This window comes from Xylophilus sp. GOD-11R (genome assembly GCF_033546935.1).
Lineage (GTDB): Bacteria > Pseudomonadota > Gammaproteobacteria > Burkholderiales > Burkholderiaceae_C > Xylophilus.
Map to the genome: position 1 here is coordinate 2,234,508 of NZ_CP137854.1, position 15,807 is coordinate 2,250,314.

16 protein-coding genes are annotated in these 15,807 nt (G+C 67.2%); 5 read left to right on the top strand and 11 right to left on the bottom strand.

Annotated elements, in window-relative coordinates; genetic code table 11:
- Positions 1-105: 105 nt before the first annotated feature.
- On the top strand, positions 106-558 hold the full coding sequence (locus tag R9X41_RS10520; protein ID WP_318634817.1) for a superinfection immunity protein: 453 nt from the start codon (positions 106-108) through the stop codon (positions 556-558).
- A gap of 31 nt (positions 559-589) precedes the next feature.
- Here the strand turns inward: R9X41_RS10520 and R9X41_RS10525 are convergent, their stop codons facing one another.
- Both R9X41_RS10525 and R9X41_RS10530 read right to left on the bottom strand, forming a co-directional pair.
- Positions 590-844: a hypothetical protein gene (locus tag R9X41_RS10525; RefSeq protein ID WP_318634818.1), complete on the bottom strand. Its 255-nt coding sequence runs from the start codon at positions 842-844 to the stop codon at positions 590-592.
- Between the two features lie 148 nt (positions 845-992).
- Positions 993-1,292, bottom strand: a complete 300-nt coding sequence (locus R9X41_RS10530; protein ID WP_318634819.1) for a hypothetical protein — start codon at positions 1,290-1,292, stop codon at positions 993-995.
- Between the two features lie 645 nt (positions 1,293-1,937).
- On the opposite strand from R9X41_RS10530, the gene dapD reads away from it, so the two are divergent.
- Positions 1,938-2,921, top strand: coding sequence for a 2,3,4,5-tetrahydropyridine-2,6-dicarboxylate N-succinyltransferase (dapD, locus tag R9X41_RS10535; RefSeq protein WP_318634820.1), 984 nt, complete (start codon positions 1,938-1,940; stop codon positions 2,919-2,921).
- 35 nt (positions 2,922-2,956) lie between these two features.
- Here the strand turns inward: dapD and R9X41_RS10540 are convergent, their stop codons facing one another.
- The 3 genes from R9X41_RS10540 to R9X41_RS10550 all read right to left on the bottom strand — a co-directional run bounded on the left by R9X41_RS10540 (position 2,957) and on the right by R9X41_RS10550 (position 7,316).
- Positions 2,957-4,102, bottom strand: coding sequence for a mechanosensitive ion channel family protein (locus R9X41_RS10540; RefSeq protein ID WP_318634821.1), 1,146 nt, complete (start codon positions 4,100-4,102; stop codon positions 2,957-2,959).
- 67 nt (positions 4,103-4,169) lie between these two features.
- Entirely contained in the window at positions 4,170-6,347 is a 2,178-nt protein-coding gene (locus R9X41_RS10545) for an FUSC family protein (protein WP_318634822.1), read from the bottom strand.
- Between the two features lie 15 nt (positions 6,348-6,362).
- Positions 6,363-7,316 carry an inositol monophosphatase family protein gene (locus R9X41_RS10550; RefSeq protein ID WP_318634823.1) on the bottom strand — a complete coding sequence of 318 codons (954 nt, stop codon included), beginning with the start codon at positions 7,314-7,316 and terminating at the stop codon, positions 6,363-6,365.
- A 111-nt stretch (positions 7,317-7,427) separates the two neighbouring features.
- Here R9X41_RS10550 and R9X41_RS10555 point away from each other — a divergent pair, with 111 nt between their 5' ends.
- Both R9X41_RS10555 and cysE read left to right on the top strand, forming a co-directional pair.
- Positions 7,428-8,216, top strand: coding sequence for an RNA methyltransferase (locus tag R9X41_RS10555; RefSeq protein ID WP_318634824.1), 789 nt, complete (start codon positions 7,428-7,430; stop codon positions 8,214-8,216).
- A gap of 34 nt (positions 8,217-8,250) precedes the next feature.
- Complete coding sequence (gene cysE, locus R9X41_RS10560) at positions 8,251-9,027, top strand: serine O-acetyltransferase (protein WP_318634825.1); 777 nt, start codon at positions 8,251-8,253, stop codon at positions 9,025-9,027.
- A gap of 12 nt (positions 9,028-9,039) precedes the next feature.
- Here the strand turns inward: cysE and mog are convergent, their stop codons facing one another.
- The gene (gene mog / locus R9X41_RS10565) at positions 9,040-9,621 is read right to left on the bottom strand and encodes a molybdopterin adenylyltransferase (RefSeq protein WP_318634826.1); all 582 of its coding nucleotides are present in this window, start codon (positions 9,619-9,621) and stop codon (positions 9,040-9,042) included.
- Positions 9,614-10,264 (bottom strand): ribosome biogenesis factor YjgA, encoded by a 651-nt coding sequence (gene yjgA / locus R9X41_RS10570; RefSeq protein WP_318634827.1) that lies wholly within the window; start codon positions 10,262-10,264, stop codon positions 9,614-9,616. The genes mog and yjgA overlap by 8 nt, the downstream gene beginning before the upstream one ends.
- A 99-nt stretch (positions 10,265-10,363) precedes the next feature.
- Between yjgA and pmbA the strand changes: the two genes are divergently transcribed.
- Positions 10,364-11,761 carry a metalloprotease PmbA gene (gene pmbA, locus R9X41_RS10575; protein ID WP_318634828.1) on the top strand — a complete coding sequence of 466 codons (1,398 nt, stop codon included), beginning with the start codon at positions 10,364-10,366 and terminating at the stop codon, positions 11,759-11,761.
- A gap of 40 nt (positions 11,762-11,801) precedes the next feature.
- Here pmbA and R9X41_RS10580 read toward each other — a convergent pair whose 3' ends face one another.
- From R9X41_RS10580 to R9X41_RS10595, 4 genes are all read right to left on the bottom strand, one after another.
- Positions 11,802-13,262, bottom strand: coding sequence for a DUF6600 domain-containing protein (locus R9X41_RS10580; RefSeq protein ID WP_318634829.1), 1,461 nt, complete (start codon positions 13,260-13,262; stop codon positions 11,802-11,804).
- Between the two features lie 141 nt (positions 13,263-13,403).
- A complete protein-coding gene (locus tag R9X41_RS10585; RefSeq protein ID WP_318634830.1) occupies positions 13,404-13,865 on the bottom strand; it encodes a GatB/YqeY domain-containing protein in 462 nt (153 codons plus the stop codon).
- 127 nt (positions 13,866-13,992) lie between these two features.
- Positions 13,993-14,205 (bottom strand): 30S ribosomal protein S21, encoded by a 213-nt coding sequence (rpsU, locus tag R9X41_RS10590; RefSeq protein WP_007833691.1) that lies wholly within the window; start codon positions 14,203-14,205, stop codon positions 13,993-13,995.
- A 122-nt stretch (positions 14,206-14,327) separates the two neighbouring features.
- Entirely contained in the window at positions 14,328-15,566 is a 1,239-nt protein-coding gene (locus R9X41_RS10595) for a BaiN/RdsA family NAD(P)/FAD-dependent oxidoreductase (RefSeq protein ID WP_318634831.1), read from the bottom strand.
- Positions 15,567-15,807 lie beyond the last annotated feature (241 nt).

The window sequence follows — 15,807 nt, forward strand, 5'->3', positions numbered from 1 at the left end:
CGCGGATGAACTCGCTGCCGTTCAGCCCTTGACTTCTGCGCTCCCCGGGGATGATTGATTTGGCTACCATATGATGTGTAGCAGAACTAACAGAAGGAGAGGAATATGGTTTTTGTTCGCATCATCGTCCTGGTGGTTCTGGCTGCATTCAGTTTTCAAATTGCTGCGCATCCTGGCGCAGAAGGCCCGAACGGGATGGAAAAGTTCGCGGCCGTCATGGCTTATGTATTCGCAGTGCTCCTTTACCTGCTGCCGATTTATGAAGCGGTATCGCGCGACCATGCCAAAGCCGTATCGATCGGCTTGGTGGATTTGCTGCTGGGCTGGACGATCGTCGGTTGGATCGTTGCCCTGGTATGGGCCCTGCGCGCCCCCAAACCAGAGGTGCCGTTCGAGGTGTCCTACGGTTGGGAGACAACCGCCAAACCGGCGCCCGGCCAGCGTTCTGGCAGGCGTGCCATCGACGATGAAGCGGCTGTTCTGGCAAAACTCAGGGCCGACGGTGTGCTGAACGACGACGAATTCGCGCGTGCCAAGGAGCGGCTCTACAAGGGCTGAGTCACGGCCCACCCCGCAGCTTTTGCGCTGCTCAGTTCACGTCGATCGGCAGAATCGTCGGCGTAGCCGAAATGAGTGGCGATGGCGGAAGGCTGCGTTTGGCGCGATCGGCCTCGATCACATGGCCGGCAGCGTCGGCTGCCCGGTAGGCGGCGAGAAAACAGTTTCGCAACATGATTGGATCGGTCGGCTCGATGCCGGTTGCGATCTTGGCGCGCGCCAGCTCGGCAGCCAGCGGCGCGGCGATCAGCATCAAATCCTTGTCCATCCCTTTGCCTTCCGTCACAAAGCCTGCGTGGATGGAAATTGTCCGCGGGCGATTACGTCGGGTGATGTCGGAGAAAAACGCTTCGACCTGGCCGCCGAATTCGTATGCGCGCAGGCGGACACGTCGTGGTCAGCCGCCGCGCAGCGCCGCCTGGTTCGTATGACGGTCAGCCGCCGGAGACGTAATGCAGGGCCAGGGGAAACGAAGTCGAGGCCGCCCAAGCGCAAAGTCCGGCGACCACGATGCCGACGATCCAGCGTCCATAGCGTGGCGGGCGAGGCCGCCGGCTGGTGAAGTCGCCCCAGATATCGAGCACCGCGAGCGTCTCGTCCTTTTCACGCAGCGGATTCGGATGCCAGGATTTGTGCGCAACGCGCGGGATTTCGAGGTCAGGCATGGCAATGGGCGGGGTGACTGCGTTATAGAACGTTTTAAACTTTTCGAAACTATTTCGGCTGTAGGACACGGCCGAATGCTGGGGAGATCAGCGGCGAATCGCGTGGTTACCAGCCGACAGATCGCACATCGCCGGCCGCGATGCCGTCCGCGCCCGGGTTCGACAGATCGGTGATGCAAGGCGTGTCGCGGGATGGGGCCCCGCAGCTTGTCGGCGAATTCCCTGTCGGTGTAGGGATACCAAATCGTGATTCCGCATGTCATGCCCTTGAGCCGCCATCGCTGCACTTCGCCACGATGCCGGCTATACAGCGAAGGCTCGAACATCATCCGCCGGGCAAAGCTGACGGAGCCGGCCGGGTTTTGGCGTGCGGCGCTCACCGGTGGACGAAACACGTGACCAACTCGATGGCCCGGCGCTCTGGGTGCCAGCCGCCAGCCATGCTGCCCAGGCCACGCCGGCTGCCAAGCGTTATAGGCCAAAGTGGGACCGCATGGGGAAGCGGGCTGGCGACCGGGTGGCGGGCAAGTTTGTGCGTTGGCCGGTGCAGGTTCGGAAAATTGGACATCCGACCATGTTTTCACCCCGATTGCGCAGGTGTTTCCCGGAAAGCGAAAAGCGGACATCGCCGGCGAAGGGTGCCGTCGGCCGATAATCGGTGGTTCTTCTTTCTGCCGGGCACCATCGTGCCGGGCTACTCCCTTCTCGCCTCTCATGACGACTCAATCCCCGTTCATCACCCGCGGCGCCTCTGCCGTGGGCCTGGCCACCCTCGCTGCAGACGGCACGGTGCTCGACACCTGGTTCCCGCAGCCTTCGCTGACCGACGCTGCCGGTGCGTCGGGCAGCACCCGGCTGTCCGCCGAGGACGCCGCCCAGGCCCTGGGCGATGCGGCCCAGGCGATCGGCAAGGACGCGCTGCGCGCCGTGGAAGTGGTGGCGGTGCGTACCACGGTCGCCTCGCTCGCCGAGCCGCCGGTCGATGCCCATGACGCCTACCTGCGCCTGCATCTGCTGAGCCATCGCCTGGTGCTGCCGCACCAGCAGAACCTGGCGGGCATCTTCGGCAAGCTCGCCAACGTGGCCTGGACTTCCATCGGCCCATGCGCCATCGAGGGCCTGGAACAGGTTCGCGGCCGCGCGCGCGCGCAGCGTGTGGCCTTGTCGGTGCACAGCGTCGACAAGTTTCCCCGCATGACCGACTACGTGGTGCCTGCGGGCGTGCGTATCGCCGACGCCGACCGGGTGCGCCTGGGCGCTTACCTGTCGGCCGGCACCACGGTCATGCACGAAGGTTTCTGCAACTTCAACGCCGGCACGCTGGGGGCGTCGATGGTCGAAGGCCGCATCAGCGCGGGCGTGGTGGTGGACGACCACAGCGACATCGGCGGCGGCGCTTCCATCATGGGCACGCTGTCGGGCGGTGGCACGCAAGTGATTTCGGTGGGCAAGCGCTGCCTGCTGGGCGCCAACTCCGGCATCGGCATCTCGCTGGGAGACGACTGCGTGGTCGAGGCCGGCTGCTATGTCACCGGCGGTACCCGCGTCACCATGCCGGACGGCTCGGTGGTGAAGGCATTGACGCTGTCGGGCAAGGCCGGCCTGCTGTTCCGGCGTAACTCGCAGACCGGCGCGATCCAGGCCATCGGCCGAACCGAAGCCTGGGGCGCGCTGAACGCCGAACTGCACAAGAACTGAGGGTTCCTGGGCGGCGCCCGCACGCCGCCCGCGCTTCAGTGATCGGGTGCGCTGGGCGTGGCGGCGATGCCGGCGTCCGAGCGATCCTGCCGGGGCATGACCTGTGGTTCCGGCGGCGTCTGCACCGCGCCGGACGCCACGTCTTTTTCGTTGAGAAACCGCATGGTCGGCAGATATTGCGGGTACTCCTTCTGCATGAAGGCGATCATGTCTTCACGTACCTTGCAGCGCAGGTCGAAGGCCTTGCTGGAGTTTTGTGCCGTGCAGAGAATCCGCAGCTGCATCGTCTTCTCGGTCACGTCGGTCACTTGAAGATTGAAAAAACGGCGGTCCCATTCGGGATAGTTCGGCATCATCTTTTCGAGTGCGGCGCGCAGCGGCGCGACCGGCATGCGAAAGTCGACATTGAGGAAGACCGAACCGAGCAGCTGCGAGCCGGTGCGTGTCCAGTTCTGGAACGGGTTTTCGATGAACCACTGAAGCGGAATGATCAAGCGCCGGTCGTCCCAGATCTTCAGCACCACGTAAGACCCGGTGATTTCATCGACGCGGCCCCACTCGCCCTGCACGATGAGCACGTCGTCGATCCGGATCGGCTGCGCCAGCGCGATCTGCAGCCCGGCGATGAGGTTGCTGAAGACGGGTTTGGCGGCCAGGCCGGCAACGATGCCGATCACGCCGGCCGAAGCCAGCAGGCTGGCCCCGACCTGCTTGGCGCCGGGAAACGTCATGAGCATCATGGCGGCACCGGCTAGCAGCACGATGACGATGGCGCTGCGCGACAGTACGCGCGCCTGGGTATGGATGCGACGCGCCTGCAGGTTGTCGTCTACGTCGGCGGGGTGCTGGGCGATGATGCCGGCTGCCAATCCGTTGATGGCGCTGATGGCCAGCCACGTCACGGTGGCGATCAACACGAGGCCGTTGAGGTGCCGGATGTTCAGGATGAAATCCATGTCGTCGCGCGCTGCCTGCCAGACGACCTGCAGGGCCAGCACCGGCAGCAGCAATCGGGTCGGGCGCTGGATGGCGCGGACGATGGCGTTGACTACCGGTGCATGGCCGGTGGCGCGCAACAGCACCATCGCGGCGACGCGGTGCAAGAGCAGGGCGACCACCACCGCGATGACAGCGGCGACGGCGGTGGCGATCCAGGGTGTCAGGTCCGACAAATCGGGCATGCGTTTTTCCTCCTGATGGGATGGCGGCGAAAGAGACAGGCTCCCTGTCGGGCGCCACGAGCGACGGTCAGGCGCCGAGGCTGCGATCGGCTTCGGCGCGCATCTGGGCAGCGAGCCCCTGCGACAGACCCAGGCGCTCCAGCAGCCAAGGCGTGAGGTCGGACGCCAGCATGTCGGGCGGCCGGACCTGGGACGGATCGGCCGCCGCTGCCTTGCTGCGCTTCGGCGCCGCCGGTTCGCCGCCGGTGAGGGCGCGCACGATGGTCGAAGCGGCGGCGGCCAAAGCCGGTTCGGCACTGGCCATGTCCAGCTGTCCTCGTCGCAGGAGCAGCAGGGATTTCACTGCTGTCAGATGCGCCAGCATGTGATAGCTCAGCGCTTGCAGTGTTTCCAGAGGTTCGAGTGCCGGCTGCACCGCGCGCGGCTCGGATCGGCTGCGCGCGGTGGCCTGCACCAGCGCCGACAGGCTGTCGTAGGCCTCGCGTCGGGCCAGGCGCCATTGCAGGTCGGGGGTGTTGGTGTCGCCCAGCGTCAACGCCAGCTGCGCGTGGCGCGCCTGTGCCGACAGCGCGCGTTTGACCAGCTGCGGCACCGAGCTTTTCTCCCAGACCGGCAACACATAACTGCAGCCCCAGGCGATGAGCGCGCCGATCACGGTGTCGGCCACGCGTTCGGCCGCAGCGAACACCGGATGCACGTCGGCAGCGAGCAGGTGCGCCTGCATCAGGCCGAGCAGCGTGGCGGCGACCGAGGTGATGAAGTAGCGCCGCAGCACGAAGGCGTGTGCCACGGCCGCCGACAGCGCGATGGCTGCCAGCACTATTTCGGGTTCCGGATGCGTAGCGAGGATCACCATGACGAGCACGCAGCCGAAGATGGTGCCGGCGATCCGGGCGTTGCGGCGTTCCAGCGTCTGCGCCAGGTTGGCGCGCAGCACGACGACGATGGTCGCCAATATCCAGTAGCTGTGCGCCGCCCAGGGCAGGTGGCGCGACACCGCGTAGCCGATGGCGATCGCCAGCGAACCGCGCAGCGCATAACGCAGCGTGGGCGCGTACCAGCCCGACAGCGAACGCAGCGGCAGCCAGCTCCAGGTCGTCGAGCTGATGAATAGCTGCCAGGTTTCGCGCACGGCGGCGATGTCGGCCTTGATCTGGCCGTGCGCCAGCCCGTACATGCGGTCGACTTCCGCGCCGATGGTGGCCACGCGGCCGATCACGTCGCGCAAAGCCGCGTTGTGCGGCGCACTCAGCTCGGGGATCGGCCGATAGGGTTCCGGCTTGGTCGGTGCGCCACGGCCCAGCAGCAGGGCGGTAGCGAGCTTCTCGAGCTGGCGCGCGCGAAACAGCAGGGTGTCGCGCAGGGCGGGTTGCACGGTGGCGTTTTCGCCCTGGCGGGCGAGGGCGTCGATGTCGAGGTCGCAGGCCAGTAGGTGGTCGCGCGCATCGAGCAGAGCCATCAGGATCGCGGCACGGCGCTGGCGTGGCGCGGTGCGGGGCGATTCCAGCACCAGGTCGCGTGCCGACTGCAGCGCGTCGGCCAACGCTGCCTGCTGGGTGAGCATGGCCGACATCACGCCGCTGGCATGCACCTGGCCGTCGAAGCGGCGGGCCTGGGTGCGCAGGATGCCGGCGAAGGCCTTCAGCGCATCGGCCAACAGCTGGTTGCGGTAGAGGCTGTTGAGCAGCCCGTTGGCCACCACGCCGTAGACCAGGTAGATGCCCGCGCCGAGCGCAAACCAGCCGGTGCGGTGCAAGGCCTCAATGAAGCCGGCCGGCGGATGCTCGGCCAGCGCGAACACCATCGAGAACATCATGCCGGCGCTGACCGGGCCGCCGCGCTTGCCCCAGGCCATGGCCAGGAACGAGACGAAGGATCCGCAGATCAGCACCATCGCCTGCTGCTGCACCGACTGGTGCGACAGCTGCATGGCCAGAAACAGCGGTACGCCCAGCGCCGGGCCAGGCAGCATCTGCTGGAGCTTGTGGTGCTTTTGGGCCGGCAGGTCGGCCATGGTGGCGATCAGGATGCCGACGCCGGCCGTGGCCGCTGCGGTGAGCCCGCCGATCGCATAGAGGATGAGCGCGGTGCCGACCAGGCCGGTGGCCACCGACAGCCCGTTGGTGACGTGCGGGCCGAGTACCGAGAACATCAGCCGCCAGACCGTGCGGCGCACGCTGCGCCACACGCTCCACGATTCAGCGCGGCGCAGCAGCGCCGTCTGGATCGATTCGGTCCGGCTCACCACGACCGGCGAGGGTCAGACTTCCCCGGTCGGCTTGCGTACCCGCAGCGGGCGACGCACGGGCGCAGGGGCGGCTTCGTCGCCGGACGGGGTCTGGCCCTCGGCCGGCGCGCTGTCCGCCACGGGGGCGGGCTCACCGGCCAGGCGCTTGTCGTCGACGCCTGCGAACTTGGAATATTTGCCGATCAGGCCGACGAGCTGCGCATACACGCGCGGATTGCCCGCCAGGCATTCCTTCTGGTCGATGAAATCGGCCTCGCCAGTGAAGTTGCCGACCAGGCCGCCGGCCTCGGTCACCAGCAGCGAGCCGGCGGCCACGTCCCAGGGCGACAGGCCGGTTTCGAAGAAGCCGTCGGTGAAGCCCGCGGCCACATAGGCTAGGTCGAGTGCGGCGGCGCCCGGGCGGCGAACGCCGGCGGTGCGTTCCATGACCTCGCCCATGATCTTGAGGTAGCGGCGCAGGTTGTCGCCCGGACGGAAGGGGAAGCCGGTGGACACCAGCGACTCTTCGAGGCGGGTGCGCTTGGAGACGCGGATGCGGCGCTCGTTGAGGTAGGCGCCACGGCCCTTGGTGGCCGTGAACAGGTCGTTGCGGGTGGGGTCGTACACGACGGCCTGCTCGACCTTGCCGCGTACCGCCAGCGCGATGCTCACGCAGTAGACCGGGAAGCCGTGGATGAAGTTGGTGGTGCCGTCGAGCGGATCGATGATCCAGATGAACTCCGAATCCTGCGCGCCGTGCTGCGAACCGGTTTCCTCGGCCAGGATGCCGTGGCCGGGATACGCGGTGAGCAGCGTCTCGATGATGATGGCTTCGGCGGCGTGGTCCACCTCGGTCACGAAGTCGTTGACCTGCTTTTGCGAGACGCGCACGGATTCGACGTCGAGCGCCGCGCGGTTGATGATGGCGCCAGCGGCGCGTGCGGCCTTGATGGCCACGTTGAGCATGGGATGCAGGTTCGACGACATGTGAGAAAGAAAGTGGCGCGGATACGGCCGCAAGCGGACCGGGAAGCGGGGCCCGCCCGGCGATGCGGGCGGCGACAATGCAGGGATTTTAGCCGGCCGCCCGCTGCTTCCATGCTTACCCGCTTCATCCTGATCAACACCAGCCATGCCGGCAACGTCGGCGCCACCGCGCGCGCCATGAAGACCATGGGCTTTTCGGACCTGGTGCTGGTGGCGCCGCGCTGGGCCAACGTGCTGCGGCGCGAGGAAACCATCCAGCGCGCCAGCGGGGCGCTGGACGTGCTGGCCCATGCGCGCGTCGTGGAAACACTCGACGAGGCGCTCGAGGGCATGACGCACCTCTGTGCCACCGCCATGATCGGCCGCGACTTCGGCCCGCCCACGCGCTCGCCGCGCGAGCACCTGCAGCCGCTGGCGCAAGGTGCCGCCGCCGCAGGCGAGGAGGGCGTGGCGTTTTTGTTCGGCAGCGAGCGCTTCGGCATGCGCAACGAAGATGTCTACCGCTGCAATGTGGCACTGACGATCCCCACCGATCCAGGCTTTGGCTCGCTCAACCTCGGCGCGGCGGTGCAGGTCATCGCCTACGAGTGGCGCCAGGCGCTCGGCGGTTTTGCCGACGCGGCACCGGCCGTGGAACGTGAAGCTCGGCGGGCCGATGCGCGCGAGCTCGCCGGCATGCTCGATCACTGGGAGCGGGCGCTGGTCGACATCGGTTTTCTCGATCCCGCCGCGCCCAAGAAACTCATGCCGCGACTGCAGCAGATGTTCCACCGGGCACAGCCGACGCAGGAAGAGATCCACATCCTGCGCGGCATCGCCAAGTCGATGATCGCGGCAAAGGCCCCGATGCCGACCCCGGCCGCGCCGCCCCGGCCCACGGCCGGCGAGGCGAACCGATAGACTGTTTTCGTCTCAGGTCATGAGTTTTCCGACGATGTTCGACCGCCTCCGCTCCGATATCCAGTGCATTCTCGAGCGCGACCCCGCCGCGCGCAGCCGCTGGGAAGTGCTGACCTGTTATCCGGGCTTGCACGCGGTGGTGCTGCATCGGCCGGCGCACTGGTGCTGGAACCACGGCCTGCGGTGGCTCGGGCGTTTCATCTCGCATTTCACGCGCTGGTTCACCGGCATCGAGATCCATCCGGGCGCCAGGATCGGCGAGCGCGTCTTCTTCGATCACGCCATGGGCGTGGTCGTCGGCGAGACGGCGGAGATCGGGGACGGCTGCACCATCTACCAGGGCGTCACGCTCGGCGGCACCTCGCTCTACAAGGGCTCCAAGCGCCATCCCACGCTGGGCCGCGACGTGGTGGTGAGCGCGGGCGCCAAGGTGCTCGGCGGCTTCACCGTGGGCGACGGCGCGCGCATCGGCAGCAATGCGGTGGTCATCAAGCCGGTGCCGGCCGGGGCGACTGCGGTGGGCATTCCGGCGCGCATCATCCAGGCCGATGCGCAAGGGCGGCGCGAGGCCACGGCGGCCAAGCTGGGTTTTTCAGCCTACGGCATCACCGAGCAGGACGATCCGCTGGCCCAGGCCTTGCGCGGCCTGATCGACAACGCGGGCTCGCAGGAGCACCAGATCGCGCTGCTCTGGAACGCGATCCAGGAGCTGTCGGACCGCCGCGCCGAAGGCCCGTGCTGCGTGCCGGCCGAAGCCGCCCGCACCGAGAACTTCGAGGCCGACCGGCTCAACGAGCTGATCGGCAAGTAGCCGGCGGGCCGCTCAGGCGGGCCGAATCGCCGACTTCGGCCGGAAGGCCTTGCAGACCGATTCGTCGGTTTCCAGGTAAGGGCCGCCGATCAGGTCTATGCAGTAGGGCACCGCCGCGAAGATGCCAGACACGCGCTGCGTGCCGTCGGGGTGCTTCAGCCCTTCCAGGGTTTCGGCGATCGCCTTGGGCTGGCCGGGCAGATTCAGGATCAGGCTCTTGCCACGCACCACGCCCACCTGCCGCGAGAGGATGGCGGTGGGCACGAACACCAGGCCGATCTGCCGCATCTGCTCGCCGAAGCCGGGCAGCACCTTGTCGGCCACCGCCAGCGTGGCCTCGGGTGTCACGTCACGCGGCGCCGGGCCGGTGCCACCGGTGGTCAGCACCAGCGAGCAGCCGGCGTCCACCAGCTCGATCAGGGCGTCGCTGATGGTCTGCTGGTCGTCAGGGATCAGGCGCGGGGCGAACTCGATCGGGTTGACCAGCGCCCGCTGCAGCCAATCGCGCAACGCGGGCAGGCCCTTGTCCTCGTAGACGCCGGTGGAGGCCCGGTCGCTGATCGAGACGATGCCGATGCGGACTCGATCAGTCATCGCGATCGTCCTCGTCGTCCTCGGCCGGCGCGTCGTCCGGGGTATCGCCCAGCAGCGTGGCGCGCACCAGCTGGAAGATTTCGCGGTAGGCGCGGCCATGGCGGGGCGCGGCGCCCGGCTTTTCGGGCACCGCGTCCTTGCGTGCCTGGCGCACCAGGGCGCGCAGCTGCTGGATGTCGGTCTGCGGAAAACGCGAGATCCAGTCCTGTACAGACTCGTCGCTGTCGATCAGCGCGACGCGCCAGGCTTCGGCCTCGTGCAGGGCAGCGGCTTCCGCGGCCGAGCCGCGCTGCTGGGCATCGAGCGCGGCGCGGACGGCGGCAACTTGCTCTTCGTCGAGCTTGCGCATCAGCTTGCCGATGAACTGACCCTGGCGGCGGCGGCCTTCGAAATTGGTGATCTTGCGGGCATCGGCCAGCGCGTCCTCGAGCTTCTCGGGCAGCGCCAACGCCAGGCGAACTTCGTTGCGCAGGGTGAGCAGGTCTTCGCCGAGCTTCTGCAGCTCGGTGCTTTCGCGCTTCAGATCGGTGCGGGTGGCATCGGCGGTGCCCTTGAGTTCGGCCTTCATCTCGAGGTCGAGTTCGCTGCCTTCGGCGACGAACTGGCCGCGCACGAAGTAGCCTTTCTTGGGTTTGCGTGACATGGTCTTGAGGGAGAAATTCGGAGCGCGGCCGCCGGGCGGCACGCGCAAAAACGTGCGGCGAGCGTACGGTCGGGAGCGGCAAGTATCATAGCCCTCGACATGAAACATAAGATCTCCCAACCGGCCGCACCGGCCACGCCCGGCGGCGGCACCGATGGTTTCAGCTATAGCCGCGGTTTCTTCGAAGACATCGTCGACAAGGCGCTGGCGCATGCCCGCAAGGTCGGCGCGACCGACGCGGGCGCCGAGGCGTCCGAAGGCTGCGGCCTGAGCGTCAGCGTGCGGCGCGGGGAGCTCGAAACGGTGGAACGCAACCGCGACAAGTCGCTCGGCGTCACCGTCTACATCGGCCAGCGGCGCGGCAACGCCAGCACCTCCGATTTCTCCGACGCGGCCATCGCCCAGACGGTGCAGGCCGCCTATGACATCGCACGCTTCACCGCCGAAGACCCGGTGGCCGGCCTGCCGGACGAAGCCGACATCGTGCGTGAACAGCCCGATCTCGACCTGTTCCACCCCTGGGCCATCGACAGCGAAAAAGCCGCTGAGATCGCCCGCGCCTGCGAGCATGCGGCCCTGTCCACCGACAAGCGCATCACCAACAGCGAAGGCGCCGGCGTTTCGGCACAGCAGTCGCACTTCTTTTCGGCGCACACGCGTGGCTTTCGCGGCGGCTATGCCAGTTCGCGGCACTCGGTTTCGGTTGCGCCGATCGCCGGCCGCGGCAACAACATGCAGCGCGATGCCTGGTACAGCTCGATGCGTGACGCCGCCGAACTCTCCAGCCCCGAAGCGGTCGGCCGTTACGCGGCAGCCCGTGCGCTGTCTCGGCTGAAGGCCCGCAAGATTGCGACGACCGAATGCCCGGTGCTGTTCGAATCGCCGCTGGCTGCCGGCCTGCTTGGTGGCTTCACCCAGGCGGTCAGCGGTGGCGCGCTCTACCGCAAGAGCACCTTTTTGCTGGATTCGCTGGGCAAGCCGGTGTTTCCCAAGCACATCGACATCGAGGAAGACCCGTTCCTGCGCAAGGGCAAGGGCAGCTCGCCCTTCGACGAGGAAGGCGTGCAGACCAAGGCGCGCCGCGTGGTCGACGGCGGTCGCTGCGAGGGCTACTTTCTCAGCACCTATTCGGCCCGCAAGCTGGGCATGAAGACCACCGGCAATGCCGGCGGATCGCACAACCTGGTGATGACCTCGCGGCTCACCCGGCCGGGCGACGACCTCGACGCCATGCTGAAAAAGCTCGGCACCGGGCTGTTCGTCATCGAGCTGATGGGGCAGGGCGTCAACTACGTCACCGGCGACTATTCGCGCGGCGCGAGCGGCTTCTGGGTGGAGAACGGCGAGATCGCGTTCCCGGTGCAAGAGATCACCATCGCCGGCAACCTGAAGACCATGCTGATGGGCATTCAGGCCGTCGGTGCCGACGCCTACAACTACGGCGCCAAAACGGTGGGCTCGGTGCTGATCAACCGGATGAAGGTCGCCGGCAGCTGACCGGCCCGGCCGACGACGCACCGCCGGCGGCGCGCGGGCGTCAGGGTGGCGCGCGGCGCATGTTGGAGCCGCCGCCCCCACCGCCTCCGCCATTCCCGCCCGGTGAGTTACCGCCGGATGCCGGAAAGCTGCGCATGGTCTCCGATCGTTGTTGCACGCCCTGGCGGATCAGCATCTGTTGCTGCTGCTGTTGGTGATTGAACTGTTGCTGCTGACGCTGCTGGTCGAGCTGGAACTGCTGCTGCCGCTGCTGTTGCTGGCTTTGCTGCTGCTGGTTCTGCTGTTGCCGCATCAGGTCCTGTTGCTGGCGTTGCTGCTGGAACATCAGCTGTTGTTGCTGCTGCTCGATCTGCCGGCGCTGATCGTCCAACTGCCGCTGACCGAAGCTGGGCTGGAAGCGCTGCTGGGCCTCGCGCATCTGCTGCTGACGCAGCATGTCGGCCTGATGCTGATCCTGGCGCACCCGCTGGTTGCGTTCCCACTGGTCGCGGCGTACCTGGTCGGCCAGCGGTTCGATCGGCGCGCCGATGCGTTGCGGCGCCATGGGGCGGATATCGGGCGGCCTGCTGCCTGGTGGATAGCCATCCGGCCGATGTGGCCGGGCTCCGGCGAAGGGCAGGGACGGTGCATAGCCCGGCCGGCGTCGCGGCGGGCCGGGAATCCAGCCCCAGCGATTGCCGGCCTGCTCCCAGCGGCCGTAATGGAAAGGCGCGAAACCCCAGGGTGATTGGTCGACCCAGGTCCAGCCCCACGGCGGAATCCATTCCCAGCGGCCGTCGCGGTAGGGCGCCCAGTCGCTGCCGACGCTGCGCGGGTACCAGATCGCGCCGTAGCGCGGGTCGTTCGTCCAGTCGCCGTAGGCATCGAGTTGCGCGACGCCGGGGATGTCGGCGGAGGCGTAACGCACGGAGGGCGATTGGGTGAGGATGCGCTCGCGCTCGTCCGACCACCGGTCGAAGCCGTCGCCCTGGCGCAAGGCGAGCGGTGCGGAGCCTGCCAGCGCCTGCTGGCTGAATTCCCGGGATTGCGGGGCGGCGAAAGCCAGCGCCTGACCATTGGCGCCATACAGGGTGCCGGCGCCGAATTCGGCGGTGATACGAGTGGTGTTGCGGCCTGGATCGACATCGACCCGCCAGCGTCCGGGGCGGTCGAGCACCACGGCGAGGTTGGGTGTGTCGAGCTCGAATCGCTCGCCCGAGGGCAACTCGCGCACGGTGACGCCGATGGTGCCGGCGGTCAGGCGCAGCTGCGTGGTGCGTTCGTCGAGGGCGGTGATGCCCATGTCGCTGGACTCGCCGATACGCAACGTGGCGCCACCGGTGTTGAGTTCGGCGCGGCTGCCGGCGGCGGTTTGCACCCGGTCGCCGGCGGCCAGCGGCCATTGCGGGTCGGCGAGCCGCATCTGGTTGTCGGCAGCCGATTGGAACTGCACGCTGCCTTCCATCGCTTCGAAGCGGGCGATGTGCTGCGGCCCGTCGAACGATTGGGCCTGAGCAAGCATGGCCGCGGCCAAGGCGGCCGGCACAGCCAACAGAGTCAGGAGCCGTCGGACGCGGTACGAAAAGCGAGGCAGGTGGGGCATCTCCAAGCAACGTTCGAACCAGGGCCGGGGTTCACCGGGCGAGGGTTTTTACTGCATGGCTCAGCCTGCGAGCGCGGCCTTGACCGCAGCGGACACCTGGCCCATGTCGGCCTTGCCCGCCAGCTCGGCCTTGGCCGCGCCCATCACCTTGCCCATGTCGGCTGCGGCGGGCTTGTGGCCGAGTTCGGCGGTGAGCTTCTCGACGATGGCGGCGATGGCGCTGCGCACTTCGTCGGCCGACAGGCGCTCTGGCAGATAGGCCTGCAGCACCTTCGATTCGGCGGCTTCCTTTTCGGCCAGATCCGGCCGGTTGGCCTGCTCGAAGGCGGCGATGGAGTCCTTGCGCTGCTTGAGCAGCTTGTCGACGATGGCCACGACGGCGGCATCGTCGAGTTCGATGCGCTCGTCGACTTCCTTCTGCTTCATCGCGGCCAGCAGCAGGCGGATGGTGCCGAGGCGTTCGCTGTCCTTGGCGCGCATGGCGGTCTTCATGTCGTCGGTGATGCGTTCTTTGAGAGTCATGGCGATGTCCTGGCAGAGGAAAGGATGCGAAAAATGCGCGATGCGAGGCGCTGAAAAAACAAAACCCGCACCTGGCGTCCCGGGTGCGGGTCGTGCCGACCGGCGCGAGGCCGGAAGGCGGGGAAGCTTAGTACAGCTTCTTGGGCAGTTGCATGCTGCGAACGCGCTTGTAGTGGCGCTTCACGGCGGCTGCCTTCTTGCGCTTGCGCTCGGCGGTCGGCTTTTCGTAGAACTCGCGGGCGCGCAGGTCGGTCAGCAGGCCCAGTTTCTCGATGGTGCGCTTGAAGCGGCGCAGTGCAACGTCGAAGGGCTCGTTTTCTTTAACTCGAATGGTGGTCATTACTGAATGAATTTCTCTTGAGAAGAGGGTGCCAGCAGGAGGATCGAGAGCCCGCTCGGCGATTTTTCCCGGCCATAAGGTTGATCAGGCCGCCGGGAGTCTGCCGGTAAGTTAGCCGAGGATTATAGCCCGGTATCGGCGCTCTGCAAGGCCTGACCGCAGGCAAATCCGCTCGCCCATGCCCATTGGAAGTTGTAGCCGCCGAGCCAGCCGGTCACGTCGACCACTTCGCCGATGAAGAACAGGCCGGCCTGCTGGCGTGCTTCCATGGTCTGGGACGAGAGATCGCGGGTGTCCACGCCGCCCACCGTGACCTCGGCCTTGCGATAGCCCTCGCTGCCGTTGGGGTTGAGTTCCCAGCGGCCGATGCGCTGGGCCAGGGCGTTAAGGGATTTGTCGGGAATGTCGGCGAGGGGCCGTTCCAGCACGGCGTCGCCGGCGCTCCAGGCGTCGGCCAGGCGGGAGGGCATCCACGCGGTGAGTTCGTTGGCGATCTTCTTGCGCGATGCGGTCTGTTTGGCGTGCAGCAGCGCGTCGGCCAGCTTCACGCCCGGTGCCAGGTCGACCGCGAGCGGCGTTCCCTCTTTCCAGTAGCTCGAGATCTGCAGGATCGCCGGACCGGACAGGCCACGGTGCGTGAACAGCAGGTCTTCCAGAAAGGCGGTTTTCGCCTTGCCGCTGCCGGTCGATACCTCCACCGGCAGCGCGAGCCCGGCCAATCCGGCGAACGGCGCCCAGGCGGTACCGTCGAAGGTCAGCGGCACCAGGCCGGGGCGCGGCTCAACGAGGCGCAGACCGAATTGCCTGGCCAGCCGAAAGCCGAAATCGGTCGCGCCGATCTTGGGGATGGACAAGGCGCCGGTCGCCACCACGAGTTGCGGAGCCTGCGCGAGACCGTTGTCGGTGTCGACCTCGTAGCCGGCGTCACCGTGGCGCACGGCTTTCACTGCGCAGGGCTGCCAGCGCACCACGCTGCCGCCGGATGCGCCGCCGCTGCATTCGGCGACCAGCATGGCGATGATGTCTTCGGCCGAGCGGTCGCAGAACAGCTGGCCCTTGTGTTTTTCATGGTGGGCGATGCCGTGGCGGCGCACCAGGTCGATGAAGTCGGCGGGCGTGTAGCGCGCGAGGGCCGAGCGGCAGAAATGCGGGTTCTGCCCGATGAAATGCCGTTGCGGCGTCGACGGGTCGAGTTCGCGGTTGGTGAAGTTGCAACGGCCGCCGCCGGAGATGCGGATCTTTTCGGCAAGCTTCTCGGCATGGTCGATCAGCAGCACCGAAAGCCCACGCTGGGCGGCCACGCCCGCGCAGAAAAGACCGGCTGCGCCGGCGCCGATGACGATGGCGTCGAATCGCTGCATGTCAGTGGGTTTCCCGGAAGGCGATGGAAGGGTGTGGCGTGGTGGGCATGCGCAATGGCGTGGGCAACCGTGAAAGCGGCGCCGGGCCTGCGCGCGGAGCGGGCCGGCGAGAGGCGCCGCGAAAAGCCGCCATCCTAAGGGACGCGCCGCCGGTGAAGCTGCGCCTTCGCAAGCCTTCGGCCGTGGGCCGGCGACTTCGTGTGCTCGAAAACGCCAGCCGGGAGCGGACGTTGGAATCCTG